The organism is Albimonas donghaensis (genome assembly GCF_900106695.1).
GTDB lineage: Bacteria > Pseudomonadota > Alphaproteobacteria > Rhodobacterales > Rhodobacteraceae > Albimonas > Albimonas donghaensis.
Genome location: NZ_FNMZ01000006.1, coordinates 199,428 through 212,189, shown reverse-complemented (window position 1 = coordinate 212,189; position 12,762 = coordinate 199,428). Strand labels below are relative to the sequence as shown.

Below are 12,762 nucleotides of genomic sequence, written 5' to 3'. Positions count from 1 at the left end.
TCACGATAACAAAACACCCGCGGGGTGGAGCAGCCCGGTAGCTCGTCAGGCTCATAACCTGAAGGTCGTAGGTTCAAATCCTACCCCCGCAACCACTGACAGCGAACGCCCCGATGCCAATTGCTCGGGGCGTTTTGCTGTTCCACCCTCAACCAGCGCCAGGATGCCTCCAAGCTCGCCGTGGATGTCCACGGCGAACCCTTCGCCAGTCGGCGTCACGATCACCTTCTCCACCAGGCTTTGGATCACTGAGATCGCGTCTTGACGGAGCATCGGGTCGCTCAAACCATCGATCAGCTTGGCAACCTGTAACCGGTAGATCGCCTCCATGTTCGAGATCGGGATGACCGTCTCGTCGAAGGAATCTCCGATAGCTTGGAGCAGGTCATTCCGTTCGGCCCGAAGGCTTTTAATCTTGGACCCGATCAGCGGATCGTCGATGCCATTGGCAAGAGCATCTACCAATCGTTCCAATTGGACGTCGATCTCCGAAAAGCGCTTTCGCTGCGCGACAGCCCGGCTCGCCCGTTCCTTTCGAATCCGGGCGACCTCTCGCTGAAACTCGGCCATGAACTCCCCGACGATATCGATGTCGAACAGGCGGGTCTTGAGACCGCGGAAGACCCGCTTTTCGACCTCCTCTCGTGGGATCGTTTTGCTGTTCTCGCAGGTCCGGGAAGCGCGGTAACGGGAGCAGCCATAGCGACCGCCGCCGGTGATCGCCATCGGCCCGCCGCAGAGCCCGCAGGTTATCAAACCAGACAGGGCGTGGGTCTTTCGGTGCGCCCGGTTCAGTGCGTTCCCGTCGCCGTCTTTGGGCATCTCCAAGGTGACCATCTCCTGGCGGGACTTCACCGCCTTCCAGAGATCGTCTGGGACGATCCGTAGCTCGGGCACCTCCGTCACGAGGTGTTGATCCTCGGGCTGTAGGCGCGACACGCGCTTTCCGGTGCGCGGGTCCTTCACGTAGCTGGTCCGTCCATAGATGAGCTTCCCCACATACGCGGCATTGTTGAGAATGCCGGTGCCGCGGTCCCTTTGCCCTCGGATCGTCGTGTCTTTCCAGACCGCTCCACTAGGGCCGGGGATGTGATGGCGGTTCAGGCCACGGGCGATCTCCCGCGGGCTGACGCCCGCGGCGTATTCCCGGAAGATGCGCAGGATGACTTCGGCCTGTTCCGGCACCACAACGCGGCCCCCGACATCCGTTACGGCATAGCCATAGCCGAGACCGCCAGCGGACTTGCCTTTGGCCACCCGGCCCCTCTGGCCTCGCTTCGTCTTCTCCCGAAGTTCAGTCAGCATCTGTTGACCAACGAAGCCGGTGACCATGACGTGCATCGGCGTGATCTCACCCATATTGATGGTGAATATTTTGACGCCATAGAAAGTTAGGAGATCGTTGAACGAGGCCGTGTCGGCGAGGCTGCGCGATAGTCGGTCCATGGACTCGGTCAGAACGACGTCGAACCTCTTGCGTTCAGCGTCCGAGCAGAGACGCTGGTAGCCGGGGCGCTGCGTAGAACTGCCGCTGAGCGCAGCATCGGAGTAGACCTCGACCACGTTCCACCCCATGCGTTCGGCATAGGCCCTGCACTCGCGCACCTGGTCGTCGATGGACGCTGCGCTCTGCATTTCGGTCGAATAGCGGGCGTAGATGGCGACTCTCAGCATGGGCGACCCCCCTCGTCCAGAATGCCGCCTTCTCGGACATAGTCCAGCGCCGCCTGACGGGCGAGCACCCGAGCCAACGCTTTTAGCTTCCCTTTGTGGTGATCGTGTTCGCCCGCGGAACTCGGATGGTCTTTCAATTCTCGTCTGTCGACAGACGTATCCATTGCAAACCCTGCATATTCAGGGTCCGGGGTTTCCATGTCCGGCACCGGTGGCCGACGCGCACGAACAGGGACGCCTGCAACATGCAGCCGAGTGCAACAATTTAGCTTGCCCTGAACGTGGTTCGGCCCAGGAGTATCCGGGCAAGGGGACGCCGCTTAATCCTGGAAGAGGTAGGAACGACGGGGCCTAGGTTCAAGTGAAATCTCGCGCACAGCGTCAGATTAAGCATCTGCCCTCTCGTAGGCGGGGCTGAGGAGTGCGTCTCGGAATATCTCCCAGGCTTTTCATTCGCCAGCAACTTGATCAGCACTTCGGGGCTTCCGTATTTCGGGGGAATGCCGTCTCCATTAACATGTCTGCATTCGCCATGGAAAAGTTGACGAACGGATTGATCGTCGCCTGTAACCGGACGCTAGGCTCGTCGATCATGTCGACGGCTCAATGGGCCATGACCAGACGGACGCTCCCGGTGAGGTCCAAGCTGAGCCGCTGGTTCATAATTCGGATGATCTCCGAGATGGTCACTGCGACCAGATCGGCGGACTTCGATGTGCTGACCTCGTCGGTGCCGGGCAGCGCTGACTGATCGCCCGAGGTCACGCTGACGTCCTTCACCTCGGTGGACCCAGCGAACTTCAGGCCACTGAGATCGGCGGCTTCGGCAAAGTCGGTGCGCTACCCGTTCAGGACTTCGACCATCGCATCAAGTCGGGCCTTGATCTCGCGCCAGCCGGGTTGGACCTGATCCAGCAGCCGTGTGAACTCCACGCCGTGGTTGTGGTGCTTCAGGTGCGCGAGTTCATGCACCAGCACGTAGTCGATGGCGTCCCGAGGCGCTTTCACCAGGTTGGGATTGAGGACGATCCGCCCATCGGGGGCGCAGTTGCCCCATTGGCGTGTCATCACTCGAAGCTCGAACGGCGGCGGTGCAGGCACCCATGAGAGCGTCTTCGAGAGCGCGGCGATCCGCTTGCGGAAGTAGCTGCGGGCCCGATCCCGGTGCCACAGTCGAACCAGCGTTCGGACGGTGGACGGGGTGGGGTCGGGCAGGCGCACCTCCAAACGGTTGGCAACCAGCTTGGCCTGTCCGGGGCTGTCCTGGTCGGCGATCACCTTCAGGACATAGCGGCGGCCAAGGTGCAGAACCTGCTCGCCCGAGACATGTTCACGGGAGGAAACGTGTCGAAACCGGGCGCGGGCGTCAGCCACATGGGTGACGATCCATCGGGCTCGGCGACGGACGGCCTGATCGATCTTCTCATCGGGTTCGCCGGGAGGAGCGTCGACCTGAACCGAGCCGTCAGGATCGACGTGGATGGCGATCCGGCTGGTGCGGGTGGAGACCTCGTGGATCGTGTAGGGAACCCGCTCGTCGCCATAGGCGAGGACACCGTTTCTCATGCGGAGCCTTTGCCTAGAGCACCCGCCCGGACGACCTCGACGAGTCGATCCAGAACCGTGTTGGCGGGGTGCAGGCCGCCGAGAAGACGGAACAAGCGGGGCAGGAGAGTCTGGCGGATGGCGGCCTCGATGCTGGCGGGGTTGATCGCATTCGCGGCGATGGCATCCTCCACGATCTGGTCGATGTGCAGGGCCTCGGCGGTCATGGTCTCTTCGCCCAGCGCCGCCTTGGCGTCCTCGTCGAGGTCCATCAGCAAAACGCCGAAGAACGCCTGCGCCATTCGGTTGCCTTCGAGCGCCGCGGGCATGCCCGGGGTGCTGCGGTTGCGGACCTGCTCTTCGAGGTCTTTGAACAGGGTGTATTGCTTGCCGGGGTGGTCGAAAAGGGCCTCGGCTTCGCGGATCGCCTGACGCAGCAGTTCCGAAAACACCTTGCGTGCGTAGGGGTCGTCCAGCAGGTCCTGCTCGATGGTCTTTCGGATGCGGGTCTTGATTAGGTCGGCTTCGGTGCGGGTTTTTTCGTCCGACCACGTCACCGGATCGTCGGACTGACCAAGGTCGCCAAGGCTGATGAACCCTTCCGGTTCCGCGATCTGCTTTCCGATGACCTGCTGATCGATCATGCGCCTGATCTGGCCTTCGTAGACGGAGAAGTCGACCTCTTCCTGCGCGTCCCGGCGGGCTTGAATCCGGCGTTCGGTGAAGAACTTCAGGTCTTTCTTGTAGGTGCGTATCTGAGCTTCGGAGAACGCGCCGTCCTCGAAGAAGGAGCGAGACGAGAGGGCCAGCTTCAAGCACATTCCGAAGGCGGTCAGCGCTTCGTAGAAATCCTCCCGGACCTTCTGGTTCTGGTCGTAGGAGCGCCCTGTCTCATCCTCGCGCAGCACCGGCATGAGGATTCGGCGGAACTGCTCATGGTCCTCCGTGTTCTTCACATCGCGGAAAATCGCCCACAGCGCGTCATGCAGACCTGGCAGGCGTTTGTATTCGGTCGAGACGTTGGCGATGGTCCCGGCCAGATCGTCGATCTCGTAGCCCGCCTGGGTCTGCTCTGCGAGGTCCTGATAGTCCCGGATCGAGGTGTCGAGTTCGGCCAGAATCCCGCGGTAGTCGATCAGGTAACCGCGATCCTTGCCTTCGCGCAGCCGGTTCACCCGGGCGATGGCCTGCAGCAGGTTATGACCCTTCAGGTTCTTGTCGATGTAGAGCACGGCGTTGCGGGGCTCGTCGAAGCCGGTCAGCAGCTTGTCCACCACGATCAGGATGTCCGGGGGTCCGTCGGTGCCGAAGTCCTCGATCACCTTGGCCTCGTAGGCTTCGGGATCAGCGCCGAAATTGGCCTTCCACCACCTCTGAACTTCCGGGGATTTGGCCTCGTCCGCCTCATCGTGCCCCTCCCGAGAATCCGGGGCCGAGATCACCACGGCGCTGGTCACCATTCCGGTCGCATCGAGCGCACGCTTGTATCGGATCGCCGAGAGCTTGCTGTCGGTGGCAAGCTGGGCCTTGAGGCCGGGGGCCAACTTGGCAAAATTCTCTTGGAAATGCTCGGCGATGTCCCGAGCGATCAGATCGATCCGATTTACCGCGCCGTAGACCATCCCGCGCGTTGTGAATTTGCGCTTGAAATCGGCTTTCTCATTTTCGCTCAACCCATCCGCGATCTTCTCGAAGCGAATGTCGATGGCTTCTTCATTGAAGTCGATCAGCGGCTTGCGCTCCTCGTAGACCAGCGGCGTCACCGCGCCGTCTTCGACCGCCCGCTGCATGGTGTAGGCGTGCAGGATCGGGCCGAACTTGTTGCGGGTCTTGTCCTCCTTCAGCAGCGGCGTTCCGGTGAAGGCGACGAAGGCCGCGTTGGGCAGGGCCTTGCGCATCCGCTCATGCGCCTCGCCCCCCTGCGAGCGGTGCCCTTCGTCGACCAGCACGATGATCTGGTCTGAATCGTTCCGGCACTCGGGAAGCTTGGTCGCCGAGTTGAACTTCTGCAGTAGGGTGAAGATGATCCGTTCGGTCCCTGAGCCGATCCGCTGGGCCAGATCGCGCCCCGAGTCGGTCTTCGCCCGCTCCCCGTCCTTCTTCGTCGCCACGGCCGAGCCGAAGGCCCCGCCGGACATGAAGGTCCCGGCAAGCTGCTTCTCCAGATCGATCCGGTCGGTCACCACGATCACGCGACAGTTCGCCAGCCCCGCGTCCAGCAGCAGCGCCTTGCATAGCAGCACCATCAGGTTCGACTTGCCCGAGCCCGTGGTGTGCCAGACCACCCCGCCTTCGCGAGCCCCGTCTAACCCCCGACCGGAGAGACGCGCCAGCATCGCCTTCACGCCGAACGCCTGCTGGTAGCGGGCGGCCATCTTCCCGAGCTTGCTGTCGTAGAAGATGAAGAACCGGGCGAATTCCAGCAGCCGGTCGGGGCGCAGCAGGCCGACGAGGGTCTCGTCCTGTTCGGTCGTCAGAACCGGCCCGGCATGGAGGGACTCGTAGCGGTCCCAGGCCGATTTCGGGCGGTCGGCGAAGAGGGAGGCTTTCTGCGCACCGGACAGCTTGGTGGAGCGGATCGCCTGTATCTCCCCCGCCCCTATCCCCTCCTCCCGCCACAGCGACCAGAACTTCCTGTCGGTGCCGGTGGTCCCGTATCGAGCTTCGCTGCCGGAGATCGACAGCAGAAGCTGGGCATAGGCGTAGAGGTCCTGGATGCCATCGCCCATCTGGTTGCGCAGGTGCTGGCTGACGCCCTGCTGGACCATCGCCTCGCTGCGGGACGCGCCGGTGGGGCGCTTGGCCTCGATCACCGCCAGCGGGATGCCGTTGACCAGGCACACGATGTCAGGGCGATAGCGTTGCTGGCCGCCGGTGCGCAGGACGCTGAATTCCTCGGTCACATGGAACGTGTTGGCCGAGACGTCCGTCCAGTCGATCAGGGGCACGGTCACCGCATGTCGCTGGCCGTCGACGAATTCGATCACCGTGATGCCGAGGGTGAGGTGACGATAGACCTCCTGGCTGGCCTGGCCCAATCCGGCGGAGAGCCCGGGCGAGGCGAGCGTCCGCATCACCTGCTCGATCCCCGCGGGCGAGAGCGCCCGACGCTCCCCCTTCCAGTCGAACCGATGCCGGGCGAGACGCTCCCGCAGCACATCCCCCATCAGCACCGAGCGGTCGGAGCCGCGGCGGGCGAGGCACTCGGCCGGGCCGATATAGCTCCAGCCCATGGCGATCAGCACATGCAGGGCGGGGAGCTTGGCCGCAGCCTCTTCGCGGGTGTCGGGGGTGCTGCGATCCTCAGGCATGATCGCCGATCCGGCCCCGGAACATTTGCAAAATCGAAGCGCCCCGCCTATATCCTGACCATGGATTGGGAATTACCCGGTCGGCATCTGGGTCCTGGGAAACCGGGGCCCTTTTGCTTTTCTGGCTCATGGAAATTCCTTGATCGCATATAATTTCTCGGCGAGCACCGCGTAGGTGCGGTTCGCCTGATCAGGGCGGAGCGTCTTCAGCGCGAGGGGCCGGGCCGTCAGGTCGGCAAGCTGCAGACCGGTCGAGTTGGTCGACTTCCGGGCGAATTTCGGCTCGAATTCCAGGTCCGAGAACCGATGCTGTCGATAGCCCCACTGGCGTTCCCCCGCGACGATGCGACGGAAGGCGAGTTCGAGGCTCTCGTCCTCCTCCTTGCCCCGGCATTCGAAAACCACGTGAACCCGCCGCCCCGCCTGACCTGTCCCCTGCATGAACATGAGAAGCCGTTCGAGACAGAAATGCAAAGCGATCTCGTAGGGGCTCCACGGATTGGCGTATCTTTCGGTCAGCTTCACCTTGTCGATGACCGAGGCGATCACCCGGAACGGCGCATCCGCCACGATCTGGTGGAGATCGGCGTAGAAACCCTCCCGCAGCGCCCGGTTGGTGAGCAGGAAGGTGAAATCCCCCTTGCTCTTGCGGATTTCATGCTCGTGCAGGATCACCGCGTCGTGGCCCCAGTATCGGAATTTCAGCGCCTGCACCGCCGGGACCACGCGGTTGATATAGTCGACCTTGTCGAACACGCAGAAGGAAAGGGCGAAGACCGGGAACTGCCGGTCGATGGAGGTGAGGCTGTGATCCCCGCTTTCATCCACGAAGACGATGAAGTCGGAGAACTCGGACATGTCAGACCCGGACCCGACGCTTGCCGGTCAGGAGTTGCTGCATCAGGGCGGATTTTTCGGTGCGGAGGGTGCGGGCCTGGCTATCGAAAATTCCGATTTCCTCGTCACATGCCCGTAGGGAGACGGCGATCCGATCTTGCTCGGCGGGCTTTGGGACGCCAATCGGGACCGCGAGCATTAGGCCGGTATCGAGCCTTCCGGTTCCATGGTTGGCGGTATTCACCAGCTTCATGAACTGCGCCTTCCGCGCCGCGAGGGCGTAGGACAGGAACAGTCCCGAGACGTTTGGTTTTGGGGTCAGAGCCTTGACGTCCTGATTGAACGCCACCTTTCGGGTGGTGATGCCGACCGGGAAATCCTTCATCAGGGTCATGCCGCGAACGAGAACGAGGATCGTCCCGGCGGGCACGATCTTTGCGCTGCGGGCTCCCGCCTCGGTCAGGTGGTCCTCTGAATCCGACAGGAAGTGAGTTTTGAGGTCCTTGGCCGAGAGCCACGGCAGGTCGCCGTCCCAGTTTTCGGGGCTGGCCTTGCTAGGGGTGCCGCCGGATTTGATGGTGACGATCTCCTCCAGAGCGCGCTCGGGCCACGGCTGCCCCTCGAACTCCGGGAAGCGGCGCTTGCCGGTGAGGAGGGTCTGCATGAGGGCGCGTTTCTGGGCCTTGGCGGCGGCCAGCAGCGCCTCGGTCGTCTCGATGGCCCGGTCCCAGGTCGAGAGGATTTCCGCGATCTTCCGTTGCTCGGGGAGCGGGGGGATCGCGCACGGTATCCGTTTGAAGTCGTTGAAATACAAACGGAGCCTGTCCTCGGTGAGGCCGTATGAGTAGGCCCAGAAACGGTGAATCATCTCTGGAAGCTTGAACAGGTAGGAGGCGAAGAGCGGATCAAGGTTCTTGCGGGGCGCGAGGACCACGTAGGCAGGGCTCACCAGAGCTTCCTCGCACGCCAGCCCTGACGCGCCCTGCCACATCCGCATCATGTTGTATGCGATATCGCCGGGACGCACCCGAAGGTGTTCATGCGGGGCGAGGTTGGTGTCGGTCTTGCGGTCGAGGCTGTCGCGTCGAACCAAGCCCCGGTCGAGCGTTACCGAGAGCGTGGGGAGCCCATCCGCCCCTCGTTCGCGGCGGCTCGTGAAGTAGTCCCCGAGGCGCTGGCCATGATGGTTCATGCCAGCCCAAGCTCCCGAAGGTAGCCGTCCATCCGGTCTTCCAAATCCGAAAGCTCGCTCCGAAGACGCGTCCGGTCGGCGCGCACCGCCATCAGGTCGATCTCGGCTTCCTCCTCGAACGTGTCGACATATCGCGGGATGTTCAGGTTGAAGTCGTTGGCCTCGATCTCCGCCCGGGTCGCCCGATAGGCGTATTTCTCCACGCTCGCCCGACCCGCCACGACCTCCGCGATCCGGGCGACCTGCGCCTCGCCCAGACGGTTCTGGTTGGTGCCTTCCTCGTAGTCGCGGCTGCCGTCCACGAACAGCACGTCCTGATCGGTCTTGCGCTTGCGGAACACCAGGATCGCCGCGGGGATGCCGGTGCCGAAGAACAGTTTTTCCGGCAGGCCGATCACCGTCTCCAGCAGGTTCTCCTCGATCAGCTTGCGGCGGATTCTGCCCTCCGCGGCTCCGCGGAACAGCACGCCGTGCGGGACCACCACCGCCATGCGGCCGGTGCGGGGCTTTAGCGTCTCGATCATGTGCAGGATGAAGGCGTAGTCGCCCTTGGTCCGCGGCGGCAGGCCCCGGCGGAAACGGCCGAAACGGTCGGTCTCGGCGCTCTCCACGCCCCATTTCTCAAGGCTGAACGGGGGATTGGCCACCACCACGTCGAAGTGGCGCAGCAGATCGTCCGATGTGCGCAGTTTGGGGTTCCGGATCGTGTCGCCCCATTCGATCTGGTGGTTCTCCTCGCCATGCAGGAAGAGGTTCATCTTGGCCAGCGCCCAGGTGGAGCCGATGGCCTCCTGACCGAACAGGGAGTAGCGGCGCTTGCCGGTGCGGTCGCGGATCAGGCGTCCGCATTTCATCAGCAGGGAGGCGGAGCCGCAGGTGGGGTCGCATATCTCGTCGCCCTCCTGCGGGTCGACCAGCCGGGCGATCAGGTCGGAGACCTCGGCGGGGGTGTAAAACTCCCCGGCCTTCTTGCCCGCGGAGGCGGCGAAACGGGAGATCAGGTATTCGTAGGCACCGCCGATGATGTCCAGTCGGCCGACCCGGGACGGACGCAGGTCCAACGCTGGCTTGGCGAAATCCTCCAGCAGGTGGCGGAGGATGTCGTTCTTCTGCTCCTCGTCGCCCAGCTTGTTCGAGTTGAAGCTGATGTCCTGGAACACGTCCCGGAGCTTGGCGATGTTGGCTTCCTCGATGGCGTGGAGGGCCTTGTCGATCCGCTCACCGTTGCCGGGCTCGTGGCGGCGCTTGTGAAGGGCGTCGAAGCTCGCGCCCTCAGGGAGCACGAAGGGTTCCTGCTTCATCAGGGCATCGACCAGGTCGGGGTGCTCGCGATGCTGCCGCTCGTATTCGGCGCGATGGTCCTTCCACACGTCCGAAAGATATTTCAGGAACAGCATGGTGAGGACGAAATCCTTGTAGATCGACGGATCGACCACGCCCCGGAAGGTGTCGCAGGCCCCCCATGCGGCCTTGTTAATCTGGTCCTGAGTGATCGGATCCATTGTGGTTTTCGCCCCCGTTCGGTTGGCGGGCACGATTTCAGACAGCCGTCGTCGTGGCAACCGGAGTGGCTTCCGTGCCTGTTCCCCGTTCAGGAAACCGAGACGTCGAGACAACGTCGAATTGCGTCATGCGGAGTGTTCGAGATGAACAGCCTTCATAGAATCATGGATCAATTCTCAGGCATCTCTGGAGCGTCGAAATAGACATCAAGCATATAAAAAAGTGCATTTCTCGCGAAAAAACATCTTTAAGTATATTGACTTTAATAAAAATACTATTTTAAGTAATAAAAAAAGCTTGCAGTTGCCAAAGTGCGCCCATATATGAAGCATCGTTGATGCCTGGCGGCAGAAGAGACGCCGCAATGTCGACCAGTTGTTTGCTCTTAAGGTCAGTCATATTTTGTAAAGCCGCTAAAGCGGCTGTCCTGAGGTGAGGTGAATGAATAGAAAAAAACTTGGATATCATCGCGGATGAACCCGAGCGCTCAGCAACGTGGTGTCAGGAGAAGGTGGGAAAATATTCTGAGTGTGGAAGAAGGTGCATCGAGATTTCGAGTGATATGATCGAGATGAATAGGCTGTTTTATACATTTGCGGGTGGCTAAAACTATGGAAAATCGCCACCGCCTGTGAATTGAAAGACGCCAATTTGGTGCGTGAAGTAGCGGACGCAACGTCAAATGGGATATCTTCGATCTGGTTCGTGGCCTCTGATCCCGAAGAGTGTTTTGGGGACATCCTTGAGCAGGTCGAGCGATTAGGCGCGCTGCAGCCTGATTGAAATTCAAGTTCTTGAAAATCGTAATTGAAAGGAGATGCCATGAACATCATGGATGCGAACTACGCGGCTGAAGAGCGAGGAAGCCGATCAATCATCGCGCTGGGATCAGATTCAAGGGGGCAATTCCACTTGGATCGGCCCAAGCGAGATCGGCAGGAAGTGCGCGCCATCCTTGCGTCGAACACGTCGACTGCGCCTCTGGAGCAGGACCTAGTGGACGGCCTGATTTTGGACGTCAGTTCACGTCCGGAGCGGGTTTTCACCTGTTGCTGGCCGCGCGAACAAACCGAGACGGAACTGACCTTAGTGGTGGACGACCCAGCCAATGATGCACTTCATGTGGCCCACTTCTCGATAGGTTTTCCCAACAAGCGGGGCGCGAAGGGTTGCGTCGTCGAAATCTGCAGTGTCGGCATGTTGCTCCGGTGCGACAGCGACTGGCTCGCTCGGTGGGTGTTGGAACCGGGTCAGAACGAAAGCATCGATGTGGTGTTTGATCAACATGGACAGGTCAATGCCGCCGATCTCAGCCTTGCAGTCGGACGCGGCCGCCTCGCCGCCCAGCAGGTGGCGAACATGATCGTCTGGATCGGCGACTTGCTCTTCTCGCAGCCCCGACGCGATGTCATCGATGCGGTTGTCGCGAAGATTGCGGCTGAGGAAGCGGGTTGGCTGTCGGTTCCGCTTACGGCGAAGCAGGCCGATCTATCCGAGCAATTTGACCGTCGCGCCTAATGGGTCAATGCTTGGGTTGGTCGAGGCGGCCCCCGCCTCGGCCATTTTCGACCCTGCGAATGATCAAATTCTCCTAGAGATTCGGGACGGCTCTCGTTGGCGCGGCGGGCGTGGCCCTGAGCATCATGTGTCGGAGCGATCACGGCTGTGAAGGCTTCACGGTCGAGCGGGTCGGTTGGCATTCCTTCCGCGGTCTCCTCCTTTCGCCGGCGGGGGCTTCCGCCTTGAATGCGACCGTGACAACTTCTCGGGCGCTCCAAGGTCGACCCTCGTTCCTGCCGGACGGGTAGATAGCCGAAAGGCGAAACCGATTTGGAGCGTTCGAGAAACTCCATCTGCGGCATCGATGACGACGCCTGGGACATGCTGGAGGAAGTGCGGGAGATAAGCCGAGCCCAAACCGGTGCGCTGATGGTCGACGCCATGGTTCCTTGAGGGTTCCCGGTCGACCGGGTTCTGGAACGTCCTGCGTGGGTGTCTGCGAGTTGCGGGTTGTGGAATCTGACCCGAGCCATGCCGGGTCCGGTCAGTTGGGCTGGCGCAGGGCAGTGTAATACGACGTTCTCGAGATTCCCAAGGAGGAGCAGACCTCGGCGACGGAAAGCTCAGGGTCCACATGCAGGGTCTTCACCTGCCGAACCATCGCGGGGGTGATCTTCCGGGGGCGACCCAGTTGGACTCCACGTGCCTTCAGCACGTTCAGGGAATTCCGGGTTCGCTCCGAGATCAGGGCGCGTTCGTAGCTGGCCACCGCGCCGAGAACCGCCAGAAACACCTCCGCCACGACGCCGGACCCGGTGTCGATGCCATCGCTGATCGAGACGAGTTTGGCATTTTTGGCACGGACCCGTTCGACGATCGTCAGCAGGTCCAGGGTGCTCCGTCCGACCCGATCGATCTTATGCGCATAGATGATGTCGCCGGGCTCAAGCTGGTCCAGCAGCGCGGTCAGTCGGGGACGTCGCGCGGCGCTGAGGGCTCCGGCTATCTGTTCGATATAGATGTCCCTGCGATCCACCTGCGGGTCATGCCGGAGGATCGCGTCGATCTGGGCCTGAAGCCCGTTGGTCTGATCCAGCGTGCTGGTGCGGACATAGGCGAGCTTCTTGGCTATCGGAGCCTCCCGGATCGGATGTGCGGAAATGGCTGTGCGGAAACCCCAGACGGACTGAAGTGAATCGC

9 protein-coding genes and 1 tRNA gene are annotated in these 12,762 nt (G+C 61.8%); 2 read left to right on the top strand and 8 right to left on the bottom strand.

The window, feature by feature from the left end:
- Nucleotides 1-18: 18 nt before the first annotated feature.
- Nucleotides 19-95 (top strand) — tRNA-Met (locus BLV24_RS16285).
- Here BLV24_RS16285 and BLV24_RS23035 read toward each other — a convergent pair.
- From BLV24_RS23035 to BLV24_RS16250, 7 genes are all read right to left on the bottom strand, one after another.
- Nucleotides 52-1,635, bottom strand: coding sequence for a recombinase family protein (locus BLV24_RS23035; protein WP_425426105.1), 1,584 nt, complete (start codon nucleotides 1,633-1,635; stop codon nucleotides 52-54). The genes BLV24_RS16285 and BLV24_RS23035 overlap by 44 nt on opposite strands.
- Before the next feature lie 642 nt (nucleotides 1,636-2,277).
- Nucleotides 2,278-2,439: a hypothetical protein gene (locus tag BLV24_RS22070; RefSeq protein ID WP_176954782.1), complete on the bottom strand. Its 162-nt coding sequence runs from the start codon at nucleotides 2,437-2,439 to the stop codon at nucleotides 2,278-2,280.
- Between the two features lie 75 nt (nucleotides 2,440-2,514).
- On the bottom strand, nucleotides 2,515-3,240 hold the full coding sequence (locus tag BLV24_RS16270; protein ID WP_092683695.1) for a M48 family metallopeptidase: 726 nt from the start codon (nucleotides 3,238-3,240) through the stop codon (nucleotides 2,515-2,517).
- On the bottom strand, nucleotides 3,237-6,530 hold the full coding sequence (locus BLV24_RS16265) for a type I restriction endonuclease subunit R (RefSeq protein WP_092683693.1): 3,294 nt from the start codon (nucleotides 6,528-6,530) through the stop codon (nucleotides 3,237-3,239). The genes BLV24_RS16270 and BLV24_RS16265 overlap by 4 nt, the downstream gene beginning before the upstream one ends.
- 126 nt (nucleotides 6,531-6,656) lie before the next feature.
- A complete protein-coding gene (locus BLV24_RS16260; RefSeq protein ID WP_092683691.1) occupies nucleotides 6,657-7,388 on the bottom strand; it encodes a DUF3800 domain-containing protein in 732 nt (243 codons plus the stop codon).
- 1 nt (nucleotide 7,389) lies between these two features.
- Nucleotides 7,390-8,559 (bottom strand): restriction endonuclease subunit S, encoded by a 1,170-nt coding sequence (locus BLV24_RS16255; protein WP_092683689.1) that lies wholly within the window; start codon nucleotides 8,557-8,559, stop codon nucleotides 7,390-7,392.
- Entirely contained in the window at nucleotides 8,556-10,061 is a 1,506-nt protein-coding gene (locus BLV24_RS16250; protein ID WP_092683687.1) for a type I restriction-modification system subunit M, read from the bottom strand. The genes BLV24_RS16255 and BLV24_RS16250 overlap by 4 nt, the downstream gene beginning before the upstream one ends.
- 823 nt (nucleotides 10,062-10,884) lie before the next feature.
- Here BLV24_RS16250 and BLV24_RS16245 point away from each other — a divergent pair.
- Entirely contained in the window at nucleotides 10,885-11,580 is a 696-nt protein-coding gene (locus BLV24_RS16245; protein WP_092683685.1) for a hypothetical protein, read from the top strand.
- 526 nt (nucleotides 11,581-12,106) lie between these two features.
- Here the strand turns inward: BLV24_RS16245 and BLV24_RS16240 are convergent.
- The gene (locus BLV24_RS16240; RefSeq protein ID WP_281242933.1) at nucleotides 12,107-12,694 is read right to left on the bottom strand and encodes a recombinase family protein; all 588 of its coding nucleotides are present in this window, start codon (nucleotides 12,692-12,694) and stop codon (nucleotides 12,107-12,109) included.
- Nucleotides 12,695-12,762 lie beyond the last annotated feature (68 nt).

What these genes read in the sequence shown, in the direction of transcription:
- BLV24_RS16250 (WP_092683687.1), bottom strand. Translation starts at nt 10,061, where the DNA reads ATGGATCCGATCACTCAGGACCAGATTAACAAGGCCGCATGGGGGGCC.
- BLV24_RS16255 (WP_092683689.1), bottom strand. Translation starts at nt 8,559, where the DNA reads ATGAACCATCATGGCCAGCGCCTCGGGGACTACTTCACGAGCCGCCGC.
- BLV24_RS16270 (WP_092683695.1), bottom strand. Translation starts at nt 3,240, where the DNA reads ATGAGAAACGGTGTCCTCGCCTATGGCGACGAGCGGGTTCCCTACACG.
- BLV24_RS16260 (WP_092683691.1), bottom strand. Translation starts at nt 7,388, where the DNA reads ATGTCCGAGTTCTCCGACTTCATCGTCTTCGTGGATGAAAGCGGGGAT.
- BLV24_RS23035 (WP_425426105.1), bottom strand. Translation starts at nt 1,635, where the DNA reads ATGCAGAGCGCAGCGTCCATCGACGACCAGGTGCGCGAGTGCAGGGCC.
- BLV24_RS16265 (WP_092683693.1), bottom strand. Translation starts at nt 6,530, where the DNA reads ATGCCTGAGGATCGCAGCACCCCCGACACCCGCGAAGAGGCTGCGGCC.
- BLV24_RS16245 (WP_092683685.1), top strand. Translation starts at nt 10,885, where the DNA reads ATGAACATCATGGATGCGAACTACGCGGCTGAAGAGCGAGGAAGCCGA.